Origin of the sequence: Phyllobacterium sp. (assembly GCF_037994425.1) — a bacterium.
Taxonomy (GTDB): Bacteria; Pseudomonadota; Alphaproteobacteria; order Rhizobiales; family Rhizobiaceae; genus Phyllobacterium.
Genome location: NZ_JBBNAM010000417.1, coordinates 1 through 22,360, shown reverse-complemented (window position 1 = coordinate 22,360; position 22,360 = coordinate 1). Strand labels below are relative to the sequence as shown.

At 58.1% G+C, this 22,360-nt stretch carries 21 protein-coding genes; 10 read left to right on the top strand and 11 right to left on the bottom strand.

Annotation, left to right across the window (positions count from 1 at the left end):
• The first annotated feature begins 9 nt into the window (after positions 1-9).
• The 8 genes from trpD (at position 10) to lexA (ending at position 6,410) form a co-directional block, all read left to right on the top strand.
• Positions 10-1,029, top strand: a complete 1,020-nt coding sequence (trpD, locus tag AAAB35_RS27310; protein ID WP_340671479.1) for an anthranilate phosphoribosyltransferase — start codon at positions 10-12, stop codon at positions 1,027-1,029.
• 2 nt (positions 1,030-1,031) lie between these two features.
• The gene (gene trpC, locus AAAB35_RS27305; protein WP_340671478.1) at positions 1,032-1,850 is read left to right on the top strand and encodes an indole-3-glycerol phosphate synthase TrpC; all 819 of its coding nucleotides are present in this window, start codon (positions 1,032-1,034) and stop codon (positions 1,848-1,850) included.
• Entirely contained in the window at positions 1,847-2,341 is a 495-nt protein-coding gene (gene moaC, locus AAAB35_RS27300) for a cyclic pyranopterin monophosphate synthase MoaC (protein WP_340671477.1), read from the top strand. The genes trpC and moaC overlap by 4 nt, the downstream gene beginning before the upstream one ends.
• Before the next feature lies 1 nt (position 2,342).
• Positions 2,343-3,551: a gephyrin-like molybdotransferase Glp gene (gene glp / locus AAAB35_RS27295; protein ID WP_340671476.1), complete on the top strand. Its 1,209-nt coding sequence runs from the start codon at positions 2,343-2,345 to the stop codon at positions 3,549-3,551.
• Positions 3,552-3,648: 97 nt separating this feature from the next.
• On the top strand, positions 3,649-4,083 hold the full coding sequence (locus tag AAAB35_RS27290) for a hypothetical protein (protein WP_340671475.1): 435 nt from the start codon (positions 3,649-3,651) through the stop codon (positions 4,081-4,083).
• A 3-nt stretch (positions 4,084-4,086) separates the two neighbouring features.
• A complete protein-coding gene (locus AAAB35_RS27285; RefSeq protein WP_340671474.1) occupies positions 4,087-5,037 on the top strand; it encodes a hypothetical protein in 951 nt (316 codons plus the stop codon).
• Positions 4,998-5,519: a hypothetical protein gene (locus AAAB35_RS27280; RefSeq protein ID WP_340671473.1), complete on the top strand. Its 522-nt coding sequence runs from the start codon at positions 4,998-5,000 to the stop codon at positions 5,517-5,519. Before AAAB35_RS27285 ends, AAAB35_RS27280 begins: the two co-directional genes overlap by 40 nt.
• Before the next feature lie 171 nt (positions 5,520-5,690).
• Complete coding sequence (gene lexA / locus AAAB35_RS27275; RefSeq protein WP_340671472.1) at positions 5,691-6,410, top strand: transcriptional repressor LexA; 720 nt, start codon at positions 5,691-5,693, stop codon at positions 6,408-6,410.
• Between the two features lie 65 nt (positions 6,411-6,475).
• Here lexA and AAAB35_RS27270 read toward each other — a convergent pair whose 3' ends face one another.
• Positions 6,476-8,854, bottom strand: a complete 2,379-nt coding sequence (locus AAAB35_RS27270; protein ID WP_340671471.1) for a ComEC/Rec2 family competence protein — start codon at positions 8,852-8,854, stop codon at positions 6,476-6,478.
• A gap of 111 nt (positions 8,855-8,965) precedes the next feature.
• On the opposite strand from AAAB35_RS27270, the gene gltX reads away from it, so the two are divergent.
• Positions 8,966-10,390 carry a glutamate--tRNA ligase gene (gene gltX / locus AAAB35_RS27265; RefSeq protein ID WP_340671470.1) on the top strand — a complete coding sequence of 475 codons (1,425 nt, stop codon included), beginning with the start codon at positions 8,966-8,968 and terminating at the stop codon, positions 10,388-10,390.
• A 149-nt stretch (positions 10,391-10,539) separates the two neighbouring features.
• Entirely contained in the window at positions 10,540-11,832 is a 1,293-nt protein-coding gene (gene gltA / locus AAAB35_RS27260; protein ID WP_340671469.1) for a citrate synthase, read from the top strand.
• A 55-nt stretch (positions 11,833-11,887) separates the two neighbouring features.
• Here gltA and lpxB read toward each other — a convergent pair whose 3' ends face one another.
• The 10 genes from lpxB to frr all read right to left on the bottom strand — a co-directional run bounded on the left by lpxB (position 11,888) and on the right by frr (position 22,319).
• The gene (lpxB, locus tag AAAB35_RS27255; RefSeq protein ID WP_340671467.1) at positions 11,888-13,063 is read right to left on the bottom strand and encodes a lipid-A-disaccharide synthase; all 1,176 of its coding nucleotides are present in this window, start codon (positions 13,061-13,063) and stop codon (positions 11,888-11,890) included.
• Complete coding sequence (lpxI, locus tag AAAB35_RS27250; RefSeq protein ID WP_340671466.1) at positions 13,053-13,922, bottom strand: UDP-2,3-diacylglucosamine diphosphatase LpxI; 870 nt, start codon at positions 13,920-13,922, stop codon at positions 13,053-13,055. The genes lpxB and lpxI overlap by 11 nt, the downstream gene beginning before the upstream one ends.
• A gap of 19 nt (positions 13,923-13,941) precedes the next feature.
• Entirely contained in the window at positions 13,942-14,775 is an 834-nt protein-coding gene (gene lpxA, locus AAAB35_RS27245; RefSeq protein ID WP_340671465.1) for an acyl-ACP--UDP-N-acetylglucosamine O-acyltransferase, read from the bottom strand.
• On the bottom strand, positions 14,775-15,260 hold the full coding sequence (fabZ, locus tag AAAB35_RS27240) for a 3-hydroxyacyl-ACP dehydratase FabZ (protein ID WP_340671464.1): 486 nt from the start codon (positions 15,258-15,260) through the stop codon (positions 14,775-14,777). Before fabZ ends, lpxA begins: the two co-directional genes overlap by 1 nt.
• Positions 15,253-16,308 carry a UDP-3-O-(3-hydroxymyristoyl)glucosamine N-acyltransferase gene (gene lpxD / locus AAAB35_RS27235; RefSeq protein WP_340671463.1) on the bottom strand — a complete coding sequence of 352 codons (1,056 nt, stop codon included), beginning with the start codon at positions 16,306-16,308 and terminating at the stop codon, positions 15,253-15,255. The genes fabZ and lpxD overlap by 8 nt, the downstream gene beginning before the upstream one ends.
• A gap of 52 nt (positions 16,309-16,360) precedes the next feature.
• The gene (bamA, locus tag AAAB35_RS27230) at positions 16,361-18,736 is read right to left on the bottom strand and encodes an outer membrane protein assembly factor BamA (RefSeq protein WP_340671462.1); all 2,376 of its coding nucleotides are present in this window, start codon (positions 18,734-18,736) and stop codon (positions 16,361-16,363) included.
• Positions 18,737-18,966: 230 nt separating this feature from the next.
• Positions 18,967-20,097 carry an RIP metalloprotease RseP gene (gene rseP, locus AAAB35_RS27225; RefSeq protein ID WP_340671487.1) on the bottom strand — a complete coding sequence of 377 codons (1,131 nt, stop codon included), beginning with the start codon at positions 20,095-20,097 and terminating at the stop codon, positions 18,967-18,969.
• Between the two features lie 69 nt (positions 20,098-20,166).
• Entirely contained in the window at positions 20,167-20,994 is an 828-nt protein-coding gene (locus AAAB35_RS27220; RefSeq protein WP_340671461.1) for a phosphatidate cytidylyltransferase, read from the bottom strand.
• Positions 20,991-21,710 carry an isoprenyl transferase gene (locus tag AAAB35_RS27215; RefSeq protein ID WP_340671460.1) on the bottom strand — a complete coding sequence of 240 codons (720 nt, stop codon included), beginning with the start codon at positions 21,708-21,710 and terminating at the stop codon, positions 20,991-20,993. The genes AAAB35_RS27220 and AAAB35_RS27215 overlap by 4 nt, the downstream gene beginning before the upstream one ends.
• 48 nt (positions 21,711-21,758) lie before the next feature.
• Positions 21,759-22,319 carry a ribosome recycling factor gene (gene frr / locus AAAB35_RS27210; protein ID WP_340671459.1) on the bottom strand — a complete coding sequence of 187 codons (561 nt, stop codon included), beginning with the start codon at positions 22,317-22,319 and terminating at the stop codon, positions 21,759-21,761.
• Positions 22,320-22,360 lie beyond the last annotated feature (41 nt).

Sequence of the window (22,360 nt, the reverse complement as noted above, 5' to 3'; positions counted from 1 at the left end):
AGAGAGAGAATGGCTGAACTGAAGCGCTTCATCGGCATTGCGGCAGCTGGCAACGCCCTTACCCGCGAAGAAGCCGTCGAGGCCTTTGACATCATGATGTCGGGACAGGCAACGCCGGCGCAAATCGGCGGCCTGCTCATGGCGCTGCGTGTGCGCGGCGAAAATATCGACGAGATCGCCGGCGCGGTTTTTGCCATGCGCTCGAAAATGCTCAAGGTGAGTGCGCCGGCAAATGCCATCGATATCGTTGGAACGGGCGGCGACCAATCGGGGTCCTACAACGTCTCGACATGTGCTGCCTTTGTTGTCGCCGGTACCGGCGTTCCAGTTGCAAAACACGGGAATCGGGCGCTGTCCTCGCGCTCGGGCGCAGCCGATACACTCGCAGCGCTCGGCATCAATATCGAGATCGGACCTGAGCTTATCAGCGCCTGCATCGAACAGGCATGCATTGGTTTCATGTTTGCGCCGATGCATCATCCCGCGATGAAACATGTCGGGCCGGCACGTGTCGAACTCGGGACACGGACCATATTTAATCTGCTCGGACCGCTCACAAACCCTGCAGGCGTCAAGCGCCAACTCGTTGGCGTCTATGCCCCCGAATGGGTGGAACCGGTCGCCCATGTCCTCGAGAAACTTGGATCGGAATCCGTCTGGGTCGTCCACGGCGACGGACTTGATGAAATAACGACGGCTGGTGTAACCAAGGTAGCGGCGCTGGAAAACGGTATCGTTCGCACATTCGAAATCGACCCGGAGTCATTTGGCCTGCGCCTCGTCGATCCGCAGGATCTCAAGGGCGGCTCTGCCGATGAGAATGCTGTTTCATTGCTGTCGGTTCTCGATGGTGCCCATGGGGCTTATCGTGACATCGCGCTCTTCAATGCGGGCGCTGCCCTTGTTATCGCCGGCGCAGTACAGGATCTTGGGGCGGGCATCGAAGCGGCCGCGCAATCGATCGACAGCGGCGCGGCGCGAAATGTGCTAAAGAAACTCGTTCATGTATCCAATAGCGGGGCGCTCTGAGCATGGTTGATATTCTTCGCAAGATCGAGTCCTACAAGCGCGAGGAAATCGCGGCGGCCAAGGCTCGCACTCCGCTTGACGAACTCAAGGCGCAGGCGCGGGATCAAGACGCGCCCCGCGGGTTTCTCACCGCTCTGCAGAAGAAGCGCGCCGGCAACCAATTCGCCCTCATAGCCGAAATCAAGAAGGCGAGCCCGTCGAAAGGCCTAATCCGGCCAGACTTCGATCCGCCTGCACTCGCCAAAGCCTATGAACTGGGTGGGGCTGCTTGTCTCTCGGTACTCACCGACCAGCCCTCCTTTCAAGGTGCCCCGGAGTATCTTATCGCAGCGCGCGCGGCTACCAACCTGCCTGCCCTTCGCAAAGACTTCCTGTTCGACATCTATCAGGTCTATGAAGCCCGCAGCTGGGGTGCGGATTGCATTCTCATCATCATGGCGAGCGTTTCCGACGATCTGGCGAAAGCGCTCGAGGAGACCGCCATTTCGCTCGGCATGGATGTGCTCGTCGAGGTGCACGACGAAGCCGAGATGGAGCGGGCACTCAAGCTTACCTCCCCCCTGCTTGGCATCAACAACCGCAACCTGCGGACATTCGATGTTGACCTTGCCACCTCCGAGCGGCTGGCGGCGATGGTTCCGCCGGAAAAGTTGCTGGTAAGTGAAAGTGGCGTGTTTACTCACGCCGATTGTCTGCGGCTCTCACGGTCGCATATTGGAACGTTCCTTGTTGGCGAAAGTCTGATGCGACAGAACGACGTTGCAGCGGCAACTCACTTACTCCTGAATGGCGATGCCTCTCGACAGACAGACGCTGCATGACCACAAAACTGACTCACCTCGACGAGACGGGCGCCGCCCATATGGTCGATGTCGGCGGCAAGGCGGAGACGGAACGTGTGGCAACGGCTCAAGGCAGCGTGAAAATGCTTCCCGAAACGCTGGCGCTCATTCGTTCGGGCAATGCTGCCAAGGGCGACGTCATCGGTACGGCGCGTATCGCCGGCATCATGGCGGCCAAGAAGACGCATGATCTCATTCCACTTTGCCATCCTCTACTCTTGAATAAAATCTCCGTGGATATCGAGGCTGATGAGACCTTGCCGGGGCTCCACGTTGCGGCAACGGTAACGCTGACGGGCAAAACCGGTGTCGAAATGGAGGCTCTGACAGCCGTATCGGTGGCATGCCTGACCATATATGACATGGCAAAAGCCGCCGACAAAGGCATGATTATCCAGGATATTAGGCTTGTGCGGAAGACCGGTGGCAAGTCGGGCGATTGGTCAGCCGATTCAGTATATGGTGGCTGACATGACTGCACTTCTTCCTGTCAGCGAAGCACTGGCGCGTATTCTTAACGACGTAGACCGGCTTGAAATGGAGATCGTCCCACTTGCCGACGCCGGCAGTCGTGTGCTTGCCGAAAATCTCTACGCGAAACGCCAGCAACCGCCGTTTGCCGCATCGGCCATGGATGGCTATGCCGTCCGTGCCGCCGATGTCGTGGATTCGCCAGCCACCCTGCAATTAATCGGCCAATCCGCCGCCGGCCACGCCTTTTCTGGTATCGTCAACCCGGGCGAGACCGTGCGGATTTTCACCGGAGCACCGCTGCCAGAAGGAGCAGACAGCGTCGTCATCCAGGAAAACACGGTCCGGCATGGCGAGCGCATAGAGATCACCGAGCCGATCGTTCAGGGCAGGAATATCCGCCCGGCGGGATTGGACTTCAATGAGGGCGACCTTTTGCTTGAACGTGGTCGCCTCCTCGATCCGGCCGCACTTGCCCTTGCTGCGGCAGGCAACCATCCCGCCATTGCTGTTGTGCGGCGGCCGCGAATTGCCATTCTCGCGACGGGCGACGAACTGGTAAACCCCGGTGAAAGCCTGCGCCCCGACCAGATCGTTGCCTCCAATAGTTTCGGGCTGGCGGAGGTTATCCGACTGGCGGGGGGAGTTCCTATCGATCTTGGCATTGCGGAAGATCGTCTGGACGCCTTGAACAACGCGCTAGATCGCGCGATCGCTGGTGATGCAGATGTTGTCGTCACGCTTGGCGGGGCCTCCGTCGGCGATCACGATCTCGTTCAGCCGGCACTCGCCGCGCGTGGGATGGTCCTCGGTTTCTGGAAGATCGCGCTACGTCCAGGCAAGCCTCTCATGTTCGGACGTCTCGAAGGACGAAGGATCCTGGGTCTTCCGGGCAATCCTGTGTCTAGCTTGATCTGTGCGCACATTTTCCTCGTCCCGCTGATCCGTGCGTTGAATGGCGTACCGCACGAACCTGAAATGCGGAATGCCGAGCTTGGCGCTGACATGGCGATGAACGATCAACGACAAGATTATGTTCGCGCTCAAGTTGCGCGCGAAGCTGACGGCACGCTCGTCGCTACACCGTTCGCGCTGCAGGACTCCTCGATGCTGAAATTCCTTGCCGAGGCCAATGGATTGATCGTTCGCAAGCCTTTTGCGCCCGCCGCCCCGGCCGGTTCGCCATGTGAGGTGTTGATGCTGCGCTAGCCTTGTTGGACGTTGTCTCGGCGCAGTAGCGCCCCTGCTCCTATAATTCCCTACAACCCCAGGGTATGGACCCCCGGTACGCGTCGGCGTCACGGGTATGAGCGAAAATACCGGCCTTGCCAATCAAAAAGCCTATTGCGCCGACATCAAGCTCCGGTATTCGGACACAACTTTCATCGAAGGCGAAATATCCCGCTCCGATGGTCCAGGGTTTGGCACGTCGCGGTCGACCAATGGCGGGCTGACGCTGAGCGACGTGGCAACGACGGGAACACACGGGCGCCTTGCCAGCGCCTGGCGCACGCGGGCGCAGCTCGACCTTGAGGACATCACCCAAAGCGGGCTGAAGGGAACGCTCGGCGGCTATTACCAGGAGAAGCAGGCCGACTTCTCTACGCTGGCGGAACAAGTGGCCGCCGACCAGCAGATCTGGGGCCTTGCCGCCGATCTCGACATCACGGACGATCTGAGCCTTGACCTTGCCTATGACGATTTTGCCGAAGCGGAAGCCACCCACGACTTTTACGATTAGCCCGTGGGAGGCCGAAAAAAGCGCAAGGGCGCGGCGGCGGTCAGCAGGCAGCTGAACGATTACTGGAAAGCCTCCTTCGGCGCCACCTATCTGGAACTCAGTAACCCACTCGCGAGCGCATCGGGCAAATCTGGCTACGACGGCTCGCGCCTCGATGCCGGCGCGCGCCTCGAATATGCGCCCGATGCCGATCACACTTATTACGGCTTCGCCCAGGCTACCTTGTCACGATCCGGCGATATCGAGCGCGGCGACCGCCTCGGTCTGGGGACCGAATACCGATTGACCGCCACGGTCGGCCTCGAGGGCGAGGTTTCCTACGGTGCGACTGGCCTCGGCGCGCTCGCCGCAATTACCTACGAGCCGACAGCCGAGGACAGCTATTATCTCGGTTACCGCCTTGACCCCGACCGCGCCTTCGACCTTGACCGCAGCTATGATCTCGAAGGAACTGACTATGGTGCCATCGTCATCGGTGCGAGGCGCAAGCTTGACGATTATTGGTCGACCTATGCAGAAAACAATTACGACCTGTTCGGCCGGCGCAATTCGCTCGCGCAGACCTATGGCGTCGTCTATAGTGGACGGTCGATGGCGGCCTTGAGATCGGAACCGTCGAGGACGACACGATCGACCCTGGCACCGACCTCGAACGGTCCGACTTCGACCGGAAGGCAATCTCGTTGTCAGTGGGCTACAAGGATGAGGATCGCATTGCCGCGCGCATCCGCAGCGAGGCCCGCTTCGAAGATTCCGACGATGATACGCGCGATCTCAACAGCTATCTTCTGGCAACGGGCGTCAGCTGGAAGACGAGCGACGATTGGCGGCTGCTTGCCAATATCGATTCCGTTCTCTCCGACGACGCAAGCGGCGACAGCTCGCTGCGCGATGGCGACTATGTCGAGGCCTCGTTGGGCTATGCCTACCGCCCTGTCACAAACGACCGGCTGAATGCGCTGTTCAAATATACCTGGCTCTACGATCTGCCCGGCTCAGACCAGGTCAGCGCTGTCACCGGTGACGAATATGGCCCGGCCCAGCGCAGCAATATTCTCTCCGCCGACTTCACCTATGATCTTTTTCCATGGATCTCCGTCGGCGCCAAATACGGCTTCCGCTATGGCGAGGTGCGCGAGCGTCTCGAGGACGATATCGAGGCCTTCGCCGATTGGCAGACATCGTCGGCCCATCTAGGCATCTTGCGCACCGACTTGCACATCGTAAAAAAATGGGATGCGCTCCTCGAAGGACGCGTGATGTACATGGCCGAAGCCGATACCACCGATCTCGGCGTGCTCACCGCCGTCTACCGCCATGTCGGCAAGAACTTCAAGGTCGGCGTCGGCTACAATTTTGGCAACTTCTCCGACGACCTGCGTGATCTCACCTTCAACGATCGTGGCGCCTTCCTCAACGTCGTCGGCAAATTCTAATTCCAGAACGACCTTTAAAGGCATCAGCTCCGCCCCCACACCTCGCGAAACTCGCCTATTATTAGTCGCCACCCCATACGTAAACGACATATTAATACTTGTGGAACACAACTGGAACAGATAGTGTTTGTTCTGGTTTTGTTTTTCCGATTCCGTTTCGAAGGATCGCCGATGCTCACGCGTAAACAACACGAACTTCTGCTCTTTATCCATGAGCGCTTGAAGGAAACCGGCATCCCACCATCCTTCGACGAAATGAAGGATGCATTGGACCTTGCGTCGAAGTCGGGGATACACCGGCTTATCACGGCGCTGGAAGAACGCGGTTTCATTCGCCGGCTTGCCAACCGGGCACGGGCGCTTGAAGTCTTGCGCCTGCCGGACTCGATTGCCCCCGGCCTCAACGCGCAGAAAAAGTTCTCGCCGAGCGTTATCCAAGGGAGCCTCGGCCGCAATGTCGCTCCTCCCCGGGCGCAGCCGCGCGCTTCGGATGATGATGGCGCTATGAAGATCGTCAGCATTCCGGTCATGGGCCGGATCGCTGCCGGTGTGCCAATTTCCGCTATCCAGAACCAGACGCACATGATCGGCCTTCCGCCCGACATGATCGGCAGCGGCGAACACTATGCGCTCGAGGTCAAGGGTGATTCCATGATCGAGGCTGGTATCTTCGACGGTGATACGGTCGTCATCAGGCGCAGCGATACCGCCAACCCCGGCGAGATCGTGGTTGCTCTGGTCGATGATGAAGAAGCAACGCTCAAGCGTTTCCGGCGCAAGGGTGCATCCATTGCTCTCGAGGCCGCAAATCCCGCCTACGAAACACGGATCTTCGGGCCGGACCGCGTGCGTGTCCAGGGGAAGCTCGTCGGATTGATCCGCCGCTACTGATCGAGCGCAGGACTCAATCTTCGGCCGCTTCAGGCGTAACATCGGCGCGTTGGCGTGGCTTCCGCTCAACAAGGTTGCGGGCGCCGCGAGAGTAGACGCGGTAAGCGTTCCATGGCCGATCCGGTGGTCCCACCGCATAGGTAACGAGGGCTGATTGAAGCCGGCCGCGCAATTGTTGTGCAGCAATTGCTAGTGCTCCCTGCCCCTGTGCGGCTTTGCTGCTCTCCACCAACCTGATCTCCACCGTGCCGTTGATGGCGAGATCGATCCTGGGCCGTGATCGCAAGGACTTGATTGCCTGTACAGTTGGCGGTCGGACCCGTGAATGCGAGAATGACGATATCGCCCTCAGCGCAGGCAGATGATTTCATTGCCGGGTCATCGGTATAGGCCACGATAAGGCCGCCAGGTTCACGTGCAACGCAAAGACCGTTTGTGCATTCGAACTGTGCCTGTTCAAGTGGCGATCCAGCTTTCATTGGCATGAGCAGACCGACCGAGCCGTACCCTTCTTGCCAGTTTTCAAGGATGAAGGTGCTTGCGCGAGAACGGTTGATCGCAAGGGCATTCGAAGGCGTGCGCATACCGACGAGTTTTCCCTCCTCCGCGATGACGAGGTCCGGCTGACGTCCAATCAGCATTGGCAAAGCCGCGGACACCATGACGGCGAGGCCAAGAATCCGCAGGCGGGTGGTCAACAGTATGAGCAATATCAGCCCAACACTCATCAGTATCAGGCTGGCCCGCGGCATCGGACCGAGATTGCCACTTGGTGAAGCGGAACTCACCATTTTGGCAATCTCAACGACCAATTCAATGCCGCGCTCCATAATGGCGAATGGCAGCCAATCAAGATCGAATGGCATGGCGAGAAGCCCCAATACGCCAAACGGCATGACGAAGATTGAGACGATAGGCAACGCCAGTGCATTGCCGACGAGGCCAAGCGGCGCCGTGTTGTTGAAATGGTAGGCGGCAAAAAGTGAACTTGCTGTACCCGCAACAACGGATGTCACGGCTATGGTACCGATATGGTTCACAGCCATGACCGGTAACAGCAGGAGATAGTTATCACTGGGCCTGGCGCTTCGCTTTTTCCGGCGCACCGACCACCAGCCATAAAAGGCAATGAGCGCCCCCGTTGCCGAATAGGACATTTGAAAACTCGGTCCCAGAATTTCGTGCGGCATGACCGCGATCGTGATGAGAGCGGCGATGGCAAGATTACGCATGGAGATGGCCGCGCGATCCACCATGACGGCAAGGAGCATGACTGCCAGCATGACAAAGCTGCGCTGCGCTGCAACGTCTGCTCCTGATAGCAATAGATAGAAGCCGGATCCGACAAGCGCGAACAGGGCTGCCAACTTCTTCATTGGATAGCGGGCCGAAAAACCTGGGAAAAGCGCCATTACGGCGCGCAGTGAGCCAACTATGATTCCGGCGACCAGCGCCATGTGAAATCCGGAAATCGAAAGAATATGGGATAGACCGCTCAACCGCATGGCGTCGTTGGTTGCTTCGCTGATGCCGTCGCGCTGGCCGGTAATCAGTGAAGCTGCAATATCGCCCGGCTCACCCCTGATGCGGTAAAGCACGCGCTGCGTGAGTTGCTGACGAATATTGGCCATCATCTGCCAAGCCTTCACGCCGATACCTGCAGCGGTGGGCGCGGCGACGATCTCGCCCTTGCCAAGGAGAAATCCGTTTGCGCCGATGCCTCGATAATAGTTGTTGAAGGCAAAATCATAATTGCCGGGCCGCACGGGGCCCCGCTGTGGGCGTAAACGGACGAGGCCCTTCAACCCATCGCCTATCTTGATACCGGTCGGCAGACTTCGAGCCGAAATGACAACCCGGCTTGGCCCATAGCGCAGTAACGGCCGCTCCGTCGCGAGCACTTCGAGGGTAATGCGCCAGCTGCCGCGCGCGTCTCGGGCCATCGCGAAGACGCGTCCAGTCAAGCGCGTCGTGATGTCCGACCCGAGCATCTCCGTGTCTGCACGTAGCGTCTCAAGTTTGCCTGCGAGCATGCCGGCAACGATTGCAAGAGCAAAGAGAAGCGCCAGTCTCATCAGTGGTCGCGAATGCGCGAGGCTCAGCAAGCCAATGAGAGCAGTCAGCCCAAATAGAATGGCGCTCAGCCTTGGCTCGGCGGATCCGCTGAAATAGAGGATGGCACCGATGCCGGCGCACACAGGGACAAACAAAATGAGTGTGCCGCGTTCGATCTCTTGGTTGACGAGTGTTGGAATTGCTGCCGCGGCATGTCGCGCCGCCGACAGGGCTGACGCTATTCGCCGCTTCGCCACTTGTCCATGACCCGGAGCGGCCACATCGTTCTGCGCAACCTCAACGGTCGTCACAACAGCGTTTTCAGGGTCCTGGAACCGGAAATAGAAGAGCCGTTCATCGATTTTTGATCTGGTCTTCGGCTCCTCCATATGCCTCCAGCCCACCAATGCCCTTGCACCTCTGCGGTGCTATGCTACATGAACGCCAGATCAATTCGATTGGACGTTCGACTAATAGCCCCGCGCGTCCCTGGAGTTCCCATGTCATCCCCTGTCGTCACACGTTTCGCCCCTTCCCCAACCGGCTACCTCCATATTGGCGGCGCCCGCACGGCACTGTTCAACTGGCTCTATGCAAAGCATACGGGCGGTAAGATGTTGCTGCGCATCGAGGATACGGACCGCGAACGTTCATCCGAGGCGGCAGTCGCCGCTATCCTCGACGGTTTGAAATGGCTCGGCCTTGATTGGGATGGAGAGGCTGTTTCCCAATATGCTCGGATTGCCCGCCATCGCGAGGTTGCCGAGGAACTCGTCGCCAAGGGCAAGGCCTATTACTGCTATGCATCGCCCGCCGAACTCGAGGAAATGCGTGAGAAGGCGCGTGCTGAGGGTCGTCCGCCGCGCTATGACGGGCGCTGGCGCGATAGGGATCCGAAGGAAGCACCCGAGGGCATCAAGCCGGTCATCCGCATCAAGGCGCCGCAAGAGGGCGAGACTGTCGTAAATGACCAGGTCCAGGGCGACGTCCGCTTTCCCAACAAGGACCTCGACGATTTCATCATCTTGCGTTCCGATGGTATCCCTACCTATATGCATGCTGTGGTCGTTGACGATCACGACATGGGCGTTACGCACATTATCCGCGGTGACGACCACCTTACCAATGCAGCGCGTCAGACCGTCATATACAACGCCATGGGTTGGGATGTACCTGTCATGGGCCATATTCCGCTCATTCACGGCGCGGATGGCGCAAAGCTTTCAAAGCGCCACGGTGCGCTCGGTGTCGAGGCCTATCGTGCGATGGGCTACTTGCCGGCGGCGCTGCGCAACTATCTCGTGCGCCTCGGCTGGAGCCATGGCGATGACGAAATCATGTCCGATGCGCAAATGATCGAGTGGTTCGAGATTTCCGATATCAATCGTGGTGCCTCGCGGTTCGATTTCCAGAAACTCGAGGCAATCAACGGCCACTACATGCGCGTTGCCGACGATGCCGATCTCGTCGAGGCGATGATCGCCATCCTGCCTCAGATCGAGGGCGGCGATACCATTCTCGCTCGCTTGAACGAGGCTACGAAACAGCAGTTGATCGTGGCCATGCCTGGTCTTAAAGAACGCGCCAAGACGCTTGTGGAACTCGCCGACAGCGCAAAATATCTCTTCGTTGAACGTCCGCTGACGCTCGACGAAAAGGCCAAAGGCCTGCTCAATGACGAAGGTCTGAGCGTGCTGAAAGGCGTTCTTCCCGAACTCGCAGCCGTCGATGCCTGGACGACCGGAGCGCTTGATGCGGCCGTGCGGGTGTACGCAGAAAAAGCCGGGCTGAAGCTCGGAAAAGTGGCTCAACCATTACGTGCTGCATTGACGGGAAGAGCAACATCTCCGGGTGTTTTTGATGTCCTTGAGGTACTCGGAAGGCAAGAATCCCTCGGCCGGATTGAGGACCAGGTAAAAGGATAAGAAGTGCGTCCTCGGGGTGCATTTTTGCATTGCAACATCGCATGGTTTGAGTACGGTGTCGTGCCTGAGGAATTCATGATTTACGACCTCGCTTGAGGCAGGTGCTTTTGCGCTGGATCAGCGCAAGCTGAAGCAAGAAAGGAATGGCAATGTCTGAAAACAGCGTCAACATCGATCTGAATGGTCACCAGTTCTCACTGCCTATACGCAAGGGGACCATTGGACCGGATGTCGTGGACATTGGAACACTCTACAAGAACACGGGCGCGTTCACCTATGATCCCGGATTTACCTCGACGGCATCCTGCGAGTCGCAGATCACTTATATCGATGGCGATGAAGGTATTCTGTTGCACCGCGGCTATCCGATCGAGCAATTGGCCGAGCATGGCGATTTTCTCGAAGCCTGCTATCTGCTGCTCTATGGCGAACTGCCGACGAAGAGCCAGAAGGCGGACTTCGACTACCGCGTGACGCACCACACCATGGTGCATGAGCAGATGTCGCGCTTTTTCAGCGGTTTCCGCCGCGACGCGCATCCCATGGCCGTCATGGTCGGCTGCGTCGGCGCCCTATCGGCGTTCTACCATGACTCGACCGATATTTCCGATCCGCATCAGCGGATGGTCGCATCGATCCGCATGATCGCCAAGATCCCGACCCTCGCCGCCATGGCCTACAAATATCACATCGGCCAGCCGTTCGTTTATCCGCGCAACAACCTCGATTTCGCAACGAACTTCCTGCACATGTGCTTTGCCGTGCCGTGTGAAGACTACGTGCCAAATCCCGTGCTTGCGCGCGCCATGGATCGTATCTTCATTCTACATGCGGACCATGAACAGAATGCATCGACCTCGACCGTGCGCCTTGCCGGCTCTTCGGGCGCAAACCCATTTGCGTGCATTGCCGCAGGTATCGCCTGCCTCTGGGGCCCAGCGCATGGCGGCGCCAATGAGGCTGCGCTCAACATGCTTGGTGAGATCGGCTCCGTTGACCGCATTCCGGAGTTTATCGCGCGCGCCAAGGATAAGAACGATCCGTTCCGCCTGATGGGCTTTGGCCACCGCGTCTACAAGAACTACGATCCGCGTGCCAAGATCATGCAGCAAACGACGAAGGAAGTCCTCGCCGAGCTCGGCATCAAGGACGATCCGTTGCTCGATGTTGCGATGGAGCTTGAGCGGATTGCTCTAACTGATGAATATTTCATCGAAAAGAAGCTGTACCCCAACGTAGATTTCTACTCGGGTATCACGCTGAAGGCCTTGGGTTTCCCCACCACCATGTTCACCGTCCTCTTCGCCGTTGCGCGTACGGTAGGTTGGATCGCCCAGTGGAAGGAAATGATCGAAGACCCGCATCAGAAGATCGGCCGTCCGCGCCAGCTTTATACGGGCGCGACACCGCGCGACTATGTCAGTGTGGAAAACCGCAAGTAGAGCTTACGACACGAATTGAAAAGGGGCGCCAATGGCGCCCTTTTTTGCTTGATAGTTAGTCTCGCTTTGCGAATTCGAGGACTTTTTCGGCGGCTATTTCACCGGAAGGCCGATCGGTCTGCATGAGACCGCGGATCTTGTCGAAACTCTCGAGCTGCGCGTTGCGGCGATGACCAGGGATAAGCAATTGCTCGAGCTGACGCGCCAGCGATCCGGCACGCACGAATTCGTTGAAATATTCCGGCACAACCGGTTCATCCGCAATGATGTTCGGCAAGGCCGCGCTCCATATCGTAATACGCGGAGCAAGGAACGTCCGCGCGAGCCGGTCCGGCCGATACGACAGAACGGTCGGTATTCGCGCGAGCGCAAGTTCAAGCGATACGGTGCCCGATGCGGCGAGCGCTGCATCGGCTTCCGCAAAAGCCATCAAACGTTCAGCCTCACCGACAACGATGCGGGGCTGTTGTCGCCAGTTGCCTGTTAGTTCGCTGACGAGTGGCGCCATTTTGGGCAGAGTCGGCAGTGTTATCCTGATCCGATTGCCCCGCTCAGCAAGCAGCTCGACTGTCTCGCCGAACGGGCCCACAAGGCTCATTACCTCGGATCGCCGCGAACCCGGCAATACGACGACGTTCTTCTCGACCCGCTCGGCAAGTTGCATTTCACGGGCGCGGTTACTATCCGCAGCTTCGAGCAGCGGCGCATGGGAAACGAGCCGATGCCCGACATAGGTCGCCGGGGGGCCCTCTAGATCCTTTAGCACCTGCACTTCGAATGGCAGGATCGCCAACACATGATCGATATAGGACCGCATTGCCTTGGCGCGCTCAGGCCGCCAGGCCCATACGGACGGGCTGATATAGTTGATAATTGGGATGGAGGGATCGGCGGCTCTCACCTTGCGCGCGACACGATGGGTAAAATCAGGGCTGTCGATGATAAGCAGGCAATCGGGCTTCGCTGCAACGATGGCATTGGCAAGCTGCGAAATCCGGCGGATGAGCTGCGGCAGTTTGCTGACAATGGCACTCAGTCCAACAAGGGCAATCTCGTGCTGGTCGAACAGGCTGTCGAGCCCCAGGGCGGTGAGATGCTCGCCGCCCACGCCCGTCAGCACGACGTCGCCCTGATAGCGGCGACGCAAAGCTCCGACGAGATCGGCCCCGAGCAGATCACCCGACTCCTCGCCGGCAACGATAGCGAGACGCAGCGGTGCTTCAGTTACCATCGGCCCGCGCCTCCTGCACAAAGGTCTCGATAAAAAGTCCAGCCTCATTGGCGGCTTTTATCGTTTCCTCGTACCCGAGGATCCGCGTGCGACCACTCTCGACTGCAATTACTTTCAACCCGGCATTTGCCGCATTCTCAATGGTGCTGATGCCGATTGCAGGAAGGTCTGCTCGCACCTCCTGCTGCGGCTTGGCGCATTTGACGAGGACGCCACCCTTGCGGTGGATGCGATTGGCCAGTCGAAGTTCGGCAACGCGCTGCAGCATCGCGTCGGTTCCTTCCACACCCTCGAGGGCAACGACGCGGCCGCCCACAGCGATGGCCCCCTGGCCGATGTCCAGCGCGCCAATCGCGACAGCAGCCTTCCGGGCGGCGTGCATGTTGGCGATACTGTCCTGATCCGGCTGTCGTCGCGTCAGGATAGCGGGCTCTGGAGCGAGAATGTCAGGCACGATTTCATGGGCGCCGACGACACGGAATCCGTAGGACTCGATGGTTGCAATGACGGCGCGCAGGAGCCCGTCATCGCCAAGCCGGAACGCCCGCAGGAAGCGATAAAGGGCCACGAGGTTGCCATTGCCTGGGCGCAAGGCGTGGCGAAACTCCGGGCGATGCCGAATCCCACCCGCCAGGACCACGTTGGAGATGCCTTCAGCCTTGAGGATTTTGACAAGGCCGCCGAGTTCGACAATGGAAATCTCGGCGTGCCTCCCCTCGTAAATGGCAGGTTCCGCCTCGCCCCTTATGGCAACGATCAGCGGATCTGCGCCACGTTTTCGCAGGCTTTCGGCCACGGCGAGCGGCAGTTGCCCGTTGCCAGCCACAATGGCAGTCCTGCCCGCAATTGTGGAGGACACAGAACCCTCGAGCGACGTTTTAGCTATTGTCGTCACTGTCACTGATCTCGATAGTGGAATCGAGCGGCGGCGTGCAATAGGCGCGCTTGGTATCAGTGGTAATGAAATCGATCAGATCGGCGACGGCTGGCGAATCCGGATAGGCAGCACGGACGTCATCCGCCCTGCTCCTAATCGACTTCGTGCGATCGAACAGCATACGGACCGCGTGGCGGAGCTTATGAATCTCCGGACGGGCCATGCCCGAGCGTTTCATGCCAATGATATTCAAGCCACCAAGATAGGCGTGGTTCCCGATCGCCATTCCGTAAGGTACGAGGTCGCTTGCGAGTGCAGCTAGCCCGCCGATGAATGCATGATGGCCGACGCGCACAAATTGATGAATGCCGGCGCCGCCGCCAATGATGACGTTATTGCCGATCGTGACGTGCCCGCCAATCATGACATTGTTGGAGAAGGTCACGTTATCGCCGATGATGCAATCGTGCGCAACATGCGAATAGGCGAGGAACATGCAGTTGTCGCCGACCGTCGTCACGCCGCGGCTGCCATCCGTACCGCGATGCATGGTGACGCCTTCACGGATGACGCAATTCTTGCCGATAACCAGGGTCGTCTGCCCACCCTTGTGCTTGGTGTTCTGCGGTTCCCCGCCCAGCACGGCATTGGGATAGACCTTGGCGCCACTTCCAAGCGTCGTTGGCCCCATGATGACCACGTGGCTCATGAGTTCCACGTCGTCGCCAATGACGCAGTCGGCGCCCAAATGACAGAACGGACCGATCGATACCCTCTCCCCGATCACTGCGCCCCGCTCGATGATTGACGTCGGATGAATAATGGACTCGGACATCAGGCTCCGGTCTCATCTTCATCGGGGAAACTGACCATGGCGGCAACGTCGGCTTCCGCAACTTTGAACCCGTCAACTTCGGCAATGCAACTGTACTTATGGATATTACCGCGTTGCTTTAGTTTTGTGACGCGCAGTTTCAATTGGTCACCCGGAACAACTGGTTTTCTGAACTTTGCATTGTCGATGGTCATGAAAAAGACCTTGCCGGGCTTGCCGCCCCCATTGTGGAAGAGCACAATTGCTCCGGCGGTCTGGGCCATGGCCTCAATGATCAAGACACCCGGCATGATCGGCAATTCGGGAAAATGTCCGGCGAAATGCGGTTCATTGATCGTCACATTCTTGATACCGGTTGCAGAGACATCGCCGTCGATATCGACGATGCGATCGATCAGCAGGAATGGATAACGATGCGGCAGGTTCGCAAGAACCTTCTGGATGTCGGCAGCGCCGAGACTGTCCACTTTCACATTGTCACTCATCTAAACCGCTCTCCTTCTTGGTCCTCGTCATCGCCCGTACGCTCGCGATTTCACGGAACCATTGCTTGAATGGCTGAGCGGGCGCACCTGCCCACCTTTCGCCATCCGGAATATCGTTCATCACCCCGCTCGCCGCCGCAATTTCAACGCGCGATCCGATGTTGACGTGGTCAGCGATCCCGACGCTGCCGCCGAGCATCGTCATATCGCCAAGCACAACACTGCCGGAAATGCCACATTGCGCCGCTATAACGCAATGGCGACCGATACGGACGTTGTGGGCAATCTGAACGAGATTGTCGATTTTCGTACCTTCACCGATGACCGTGTCAGTCAGCGCGCCACGGTCGACCGTGGTATTCGCACCAATTTCCACATTGTCCTGGATAATGACGCGGCCAAGTTGCGGCATCTTTTCAAGACCGGCCCTGCCGGAGACATAACCAAAGCCGTCCTGCCCAATGCGCACGCCAGGGTGCAGCAGCACATGGTTGCCAAGGAAAGCATATTGAATCGACGAGTTTGGCGCCACATAGCAATCGCGGCCAATCTTGCAGCCATTGCCAATGACGACATTGGCCGCGATTACCGTGCCCGAGCCAATAGAAACATTGCTGCCAATGATCGCGCCCGGCTCGATCGTCACATTGTCTTCGATCTCAGCGGAGCCGTCGACGATTGCGTGCTCGGAGATGCCGGTCTGGCCGCTCCACAAATGCGCATTGACCGCATTCGGGTAAAGCGCGCGGCCAACCGCTGCAAAATCCTGTTGCGGATGCCGGGTCACGATGATCGCGACATTCTTCGGGACACTTATCTTCAGGTCATCGGTACAAAGGATTCCCGCAGCCTTCAGCCCGGCGAGATTTTGCGCGTGCTTCTTGCCTTCGACAAAAACAAGCGCGTCGGGGCCCGAATCCGAAATCGATGCCAGACGCTTCACGAGTCGATTGGCGAGCGAGCCGTCCACAAGAACACCATTGGTCAGACCAGCGATCTGACCAATGGTCACATTCTTCAGTGGCTCATAAAAGATCGGATCGGCCATCGACCAACTTTCTCCCCCGGGGAGGTTTGTCCCCCGGGAGGTCAGCAATCTATCAGAATTTGCTCGATATGCCGAAGTTGAAGTTCTGCTCCTGGTCGCCATCAACCTTCTTGACCGGGACAGCGTAGTCGAAGCGCAGCGGACCGAACGGCGAAGCCCACATGATACTTGCGCCGAGCGACGCACGCCATTCGGAAGCCGTCGTACCTTGCGCTTCGGGAAGGTCGTTGCCATAGAGCGTTGCCGCATCCGCGAAGAGCGCGCCGCGAATACCGAGGCTCTCGGGTATCACAGGCATCGGGAACTGCGCTTCTGCAGTCGCATTGAAATAGGTCGTGCCGCCGAGGAAGCTACCCTTTGAATCACTAACGGTGGTATCACGAGGACCAATACCGGCATATTTGAAGCCGCGGATCATTTCGGTGTTGTTCTTGAACAGGTCAAACACACGCAGGTCTTCATCGCCAAAACCGGCAATGTAGCCCGCGCCGACACCAAAGAGGCCAACAATGTCCATCTCATCGGAAAGCGTCTTGTAGTACTGGCCCTTGAAGGTGGACTTCAGGAAGTTGGCATCGCCGCCAAGACCCGCATACTCCTGATTGAACCTCGCATAGATACCGTCATGCGGATTCTTCCTGTCGTCAATCGTGTTGTAGGTCAGCGACCAGCTAACAGACGACTTGATCCAGGGACTTTCTTCAGCCGCATCGATGAAGGCCTGCGAGATCTCCGTAGGATCAGGAATGTTGGTCCCCGGGATCATGGCCTCGCTATCGATATCGTATTCTTCTTGGCTGAGGTTGTAGGCAACACCTGCGACCAAGGATTCCGTGATCGGCAGACCAAAGCGGATCGTTCCACCCGTCACATCGGTCTCGTACTTATCACTGACTCCAGACTGGCGCTTGTAGATATCGAATCCTGCCGCGATGCGCTGACCAAGGAAATAAGGTTCGGTAAACGACAGCGAGTACGAACGATTGTTGTCCAGACCGGCACCGGCAGCAATACGGATGTATTGCCCGCGACCGAGGAAGTTGCGCTCCGTGATCGAGCCTTCCACTGTCGGCCCAGGTGTTTCGCCACCCGTGGTGTAACCACCGCCGATCGAGAACTCACCGGTCGATTTCTCGACAACATCAACCACGAGAATAACCTGATCCGGCTGCGAACCGGGAGCAGTCGAAATGTTGACGGTCGTGAAGAAATCGAGCGCCTCGAGCCGGCGCTTGGCGCGCTGGATGAGAACCTGATTGAAGGCATCGCCCTCGCTGACATCGAATTCGCGGCGAATGACGAAATCACGCGTCTTCTCGTTGCCACGGATTTCAATACGCTCGACATAGGCGCGCGGACCCTGATCGATTGCATAGGTTACGGAGATCGTGTGATTTTCGAAGTTACGGTCGCCGCGCGGCTCTACCTTGGCGAAGGCATAGCCCTGACCGGCGACCCTCTCGGAAACCTTGATGATCGAATCCTCGACATCCTTGGCGCTGTAGGTATCACCCTCACGCGTCTTCAGAAGACCATTGAGCTGCGACGTATCAACACCCTCAACGGAACTTTCGATCTGGATCGGGCCGAATGTGTACTTCTCGCCCTCTTCAACCGTGATCGTAATGTTATAATCATTGGTCGCCGGATCAAGATCGGCGGTCGACGACACAACGCGGAAATCCGCATAGCCGCGGTTGTAATAGAAGCGGCGCAGCGCTTCCTCGTCGGCGCGCAAACGGTCTTCGCTATAGACGTCGTTACGGGTAAGCCATGAAAGCGGATTGGACCGTTTCGTCGAGATCACGTCGCTGAGGCGGCGGTTACCGAATGCCTGATTGCCGACGAAGTTGATGGCTGCGATCTTCGTGCGATCCCCTTCATTGATATCGAAAACGACGTTAACGCGGCCTTCGCCGAGATCCATCGTGCGGCCATTTACAGTTGCATCGCTGCGGCCGACGTTACGGTAGGCGGCACGCACGGCTTCCACATCGGCATCGAGCGTCGCCTGATCGAAAGCTGCACGCGGCTTCAGCTGGACAGCGTTCTGCAGCTGCGGATCCTTGATCTTCTTGTTACCCTGGAAGATCACCTGATTGACAACCTGATGCTCGGAGACCTGCACGACCAGCGTACCGCCCGCCTGGCTGATGCGCACATCGCTGAACAGGCCAGTGGCAAAGAGACGCTTGGTTGCAGCGTCGATATCCGCATTGGTGAAAGGCTTACCAGGTGTAATTCCGAGATTGTCGCGCACTGTCTGGGCATCGACACGAGCATTACCACGCACTTCAATGCGGCTAACCGTTGCGGCCTGCGCTACTGTTACACCTGCAACCGTTGTGACGATTGCACCAGAACTTACCAGCGCTGCTGATATGGCGAGCGCCGACGCTGCACCAACAAATCTTGAACTTGCCGCCATAGGCCTTATGAACCTTCGTTTTCTCGTTGTCCCCGGGCGAGATCCCGGACTAAGCACTTACTCGCACACCGTCATAGCCGGTTTTTACATACACGCAAGGCTTACGGTTAAAATCTGTTTACTTCACAGGAAAGCGTGGCATCCCTGCCACGCCATTAAAGGCTTATAGTAAACAGATCATCTCCATTTGCCAGCCCAAGCCTCTAATTTTCATCAATGTTTAATCTTTGTCACCGGCAGGCGAAAAGGTCGTTGAAGATAACGAATCCCATGAAACCGAGCACCAAAAAGAAGCCGAAGCGGAAGAATAGCTCCTGGACCGCCGGTTTCACGGGTTTACCGATCACGGCCTCGGCGGCGTAGAACACCAGGTGACCGCCATCGAGCGGGGGGAGTGGGAAAAGGTTGAGGAGACCGATGCCGATCGACAGCATAGCTGTCAGTTGGATCAGCCAGTCGACGCCCTGGCTTGCCGCCTGCCCTGCCATCGTCGCGATCTTGACGGGGCCACCGAGCTGACACTTATCTTCGCGACCAGCAAAGAATCGGCCGAAGAACTGGCCGGTCCGGACCATGATGAAACCACTTTCACGCACCGCTTGAACAACTGATTCGACAGGACCGTATTCGATCCGCCGGAAGTTGCCGAGTTCCTGATTGTTGACGACGCCGATGACCGCGATTCTGACTGTATTTCCAAGCGGATCCTTCTGTTCGGTCAGTTCGGGCGTTGCGGTCAGCGTCAATTCCCGCCCGTTGCGTTCGACGACAAAATCAAGCGAATCGCCGCCACGCGAAGAAACGATGCGCTGGACGTCGGCAAAGGTATCCACCTTGTCGCCATCGACGCTGATAAAGCGGTCGCCTGGCTGGAAACCGGCAATGGCGGCCGGCCCTCCCGGCCTCACCTCGGCAACCATCGGGTCGGCAACCATCTTGCCATAGAGGGCAAAGAAGACCGAGAAAATCGCAATGGTCAGCAGAATGTTGAATGCAGGTCCGGCAAAAACAGTCGCGGCACGTTTCCACACGGGTTGGGTGTGGAAGGCGACGGCGCGCTCCTCGGGGCTCATTGCCTCTGCTGGTGCTGCGAGCGAACTCGTCACCCCTTCATCACCGGCAAACTTGACATAGCCGCCAAGCGGAATGGCACAAAGCTTCCAGCGTGTGCCCCTGCGGTCGTTGAAACCGATAAGTTCCGGTCCGAAGCCCACCGAGAAGGCTTTGACCCCGATCCCGCACCAGCGGCCGACCAAATAGTGCCCCATTTCGTGGACGAATACGACAACGGTCAGGACTATGAGGAACGGCAGTATCGTACCGATGAGCACGCTTTGAGTACCAAACAGGGTGTGCAGCATGTCCGTCAATATATCCTCCGGGCTGCAACACATTGGCACGGCCCGGTCAGGGCCTCAAAGCTCAGCCGTCTAGAAAAGTATGTCGTATGGCGTTTCCGGCGACACCAGAACTGCTCCGATGACGTATAGCAATGCCGCGGCAGCGACAAGCCCGTCGACCCGGTCCATCACGCCACCGTGACCAGGTATAAGTTGGCTCGAATCCTTGACGCCAAACTTCCGCTTCATCCACGACTCCGCAAGGTCGCCCATTTGGGCCACCACGGATAGCAAGAGCGCAATGAACGGAATAGGCACACCTCCGGCAGGCCCTATGAACGCAGCGCAGGCAACGCCGGCCGCCACGCCAGCGGCCGCCCCGCCAATGGCACCTGCCCAGGTTTTGTTTGGAGAAAATCGGGGTGCCAGCTTTGGCCCGCCGAGCGCCTTGCCATTGAAATAGGCGAATATGTCCGTCGCCCACACCACAGCGAACAGGAAAAGTATGGCCGCAAATCCGTCCCCGCTGTCACCGCGCAGCAGAGTCAGCGCGATGCACGGAAATCCCGCATAGATAAGGCCAGCCGCCGGCCAATACCCTTCCTGTCGTCCTCCGAGCATGGCGATGATGAACGCGCCGCCAAATAGAATCGCCATTATCACGAACGTGTCCTGAGCGAACAGCAGGACGACGACCAGAAGTAGAAGGGAGATCCAGGCCAGGCGCCGCGTCAACGGCGTCGAGCGCGACATGGTGATCAGTTGCCATTCGTAGAAAACGCTGATGCCGATGGCCGAGGCCAGCAGCCCGAATGTAAATCCGCCCATCCATGTCATGGCCACGGCAATAATAATTAGAACGATTGCGCTCAGAATGCGTTTTTGCAGGTTGGAAAGGCGGCCTCCGAAGAAGGTCACAGAGCGATGTCCTGGGCCGTCACGCCGCCGAAGCGTCGTTCCCGCATCTGGAATGTCTCGATCGCTTCGGCCAAATTCGACGGGCGGAAATCCGGCCAATAGCAGGGCAGAAAGACAAATTCCGAATAGGCTGCCTGCCATAACAGGAAATTCGATAAGCGCATTTCGCCACTGGTGCGAATAATCACGTCGGGGTCCGGTATTCCCGCAGTGTCGAGACGCGCGGTGATGGCTTCGGGCGTGACCCCATCCGGGCCGATGACGCCAGCAGAGACGTCGGCAACCAGCCGCTGAACCGCACGAGCGATCTCGTTGCGCGAGCCATAGTTGAAGGCGATGATGAGCGTGAGACCGGTATTTCCTTCGGTCAGCGTTTCGGCTTCCGTCAAGAGGGCGCGGATGTCTTTCGCAAGCCCTTCCCGTTCGCCGATGATACGCACGCGGACGTTCTCACGGTGCAGGTCCGCCAGATCGCGCCTGATGAAAAGCTTGAGCAATCCCATCAGATCGGAAACCTCGGAACGTGGCCGCGACCAGTTCTCCGAGGAAAAGGCAAACAGCGTCATGAACGGTATGCCCATCTTGCCGGCGGCGCGGATCGTCTCGCGCAACGCTTCGACGCCAGCCTTGTGGCCCGCGGTGCGGGGCAAGCCCCTTGCCTTCGCCCAACGGCCATTTCCATCCATGATGATGGCAATGTGGCGCGGGATGGACATTGGCATTAACCTCCAGTGTAGCGGATCGAGCACATCTCGTCAGAGACGTTAGACCTGCATAATTTCCGCTTCTTTGGCTGCAACGATCTTATCCATTTCGGCAATGGTTTCGTCGGTCAGCTTCTGTACTTTTTCAGACAGAACACGGTTGTCATCCTGGCTGATGGCCCCATCCTTCTCGAGCTTCTTCAACTCGTCCATGCCGTCGCGGCGGACATGGCGCGCCGCCACCTTGGAGTGCTCGACATACTGATGGGAGATCTTGACCAGTTCCTTGCGGCGTTGCTCATTCAGCTCCGGCAGCGGAATGCGAAGATTGTTTCCGTCGGTGATGGGGTTGAGGCCGAGCCCCGCATCACGGATCGCACGCTCCACTTTGCCCACCATGGATTTGTCCCATACCGATACGGCCAGCATACGCGATTCCGGCACCGTGATGTTGGCGACCTGGTTGAGCGGCATCATCGAGCCGTAGGCTTCGATGGTGATCGGTTCGAGTAGGCTTGCGGAGGCACGACCGGTTCGCAGACCGTTAAGATCATGCCTCAATGCCTGGATGGCACCGTCCATGCGGCGTTTCAGGTCATTAAAATCGAGTGCGTCACTCATACTCAGTGCTCCTTAATTCTCGGCGGAAGGTCATGCAGGTA

What these genes read in the sequence shown, in the direction of transcription:
- trpD (WP_340671479.1), top strand. Translation starts at nt 10, where the DNA reads ATGGCTGAACTGAAGCGCTTCATCGGCATTGCGGCAGCTGGCAACGCC.
- trpC (WP_340671478.1), top strand. Translation starts at nt 1,032, where the DNA reads ATGGTTGATATTCTTCGCAAGATCGAGTCCTACAAGCGCGAGGAAATC.
- moaC (WP_340671477.1), top strand. Translation starts at nt 1,847, where the DNA reads ATGACCACAAAACTGACTCACCTCGACGAGACGGGCGCCGCCCATATG.
- glp (WP_340671476.1), top strand. Translation starts at nt 2,343, where the DNA reads ATGACTGCACTTCTTCCTGTCAGCGAAGCACTGGCGCGTATTCTTAAC.
- AAAB35_RS27290 (WP_340671475.1), top strand. Translation starts at nt 3,649, where the DNA reads ATGAGCGAAAATACCGGCCTTGCCAATCAAAAAGCCTATTGCGCCGAC.
- lexA (WP_340671472.1), top strand. Translation starts at nt 5,691, where the DNA reads ATGCTCACGCGTAAACAACACGAACTTCTGCTCTTTATCCATGAGCGC.
- AAAB35_RS27270 (WP_340671471.1), bottom strand. Translation starts at nt 8,854, where the DNA reads ATGGAGGAGCCGAAGACCAGATCAAAAATCGATGAACGGCTCTTCTAT.
- gltX (WP_340671470.1), top strand. Translation starts at nt 8,966, where the DNA reads ATGTCATCCCCTGTCGTCACACGTTTCGCCCCTTCCCCAACCGGCTAC.
- gltA (WP_340671469.1), top strand. Translation starts at nt 10,540, where the DNA reads ATGTCTGAAAACAGCGTCAACATCGATCTGAATGGTCACCAGTTCTCA.
- lpxB (WP_340671467.1), bottom strand. Translation starts at nt 13,063, where the DNA reads ATGGTAACTGAAGCACCGCTGCGTCTCGCTATCGTTGCCGGCGAGGAG.
- lpxA (WP_340671465.1), bottom strand. Translation starts at nt 14,775, where the DNA reads ATGTCCGAGTCCATTATTCATCCGACGTCAATCATCGAGCGGGGCGCA.
- fabZ (WP_340671464.1), bottom strand. Translation starts at nt 15,260, where the DNA reads ATGAGTGACAATGTGAAAGTGGACAGTCTCGGCGCTGCCGACATCCAG.
- lpxD (WP_340671463.1), bottom strand. Translation starts at nt 16,308, where the DNA reads ATGGCCGATCCGATCTTTTATGAGCCACTGAAGAATGTGACCATTGGT.
- bamA (WP_340671462.1), bottom strand. Translation starts at nt 18,736, where the DNA reads ATGGCGGCAAGTTCAAGATTTGTTGGTGCAGCGTCGGCGCTCGCCATA.
- rseP (WP_340671487.1), bottom strand. Translation starts at nt 20,097, where the DNA reads ATGCTGCACACCCTGTTTGGTACTCAAAGCGTGCTCATCGGTACGATA.
- AAAB35_RS27215 (WP_340671460.1), bottom strand. Translation starts at nt 21,710, where the DNA reads ATGTCCATCCCGCGCCACATTGCCATCATCATGGATGGAAATGGCCGT.
- frr (WP_340671459.1), bottom strand. Translation starts at nt 22,319, where the DNA reads ATGAGTGACGCACTCGATTTTAATGACCTGAAACGCCGCATGGACGGT.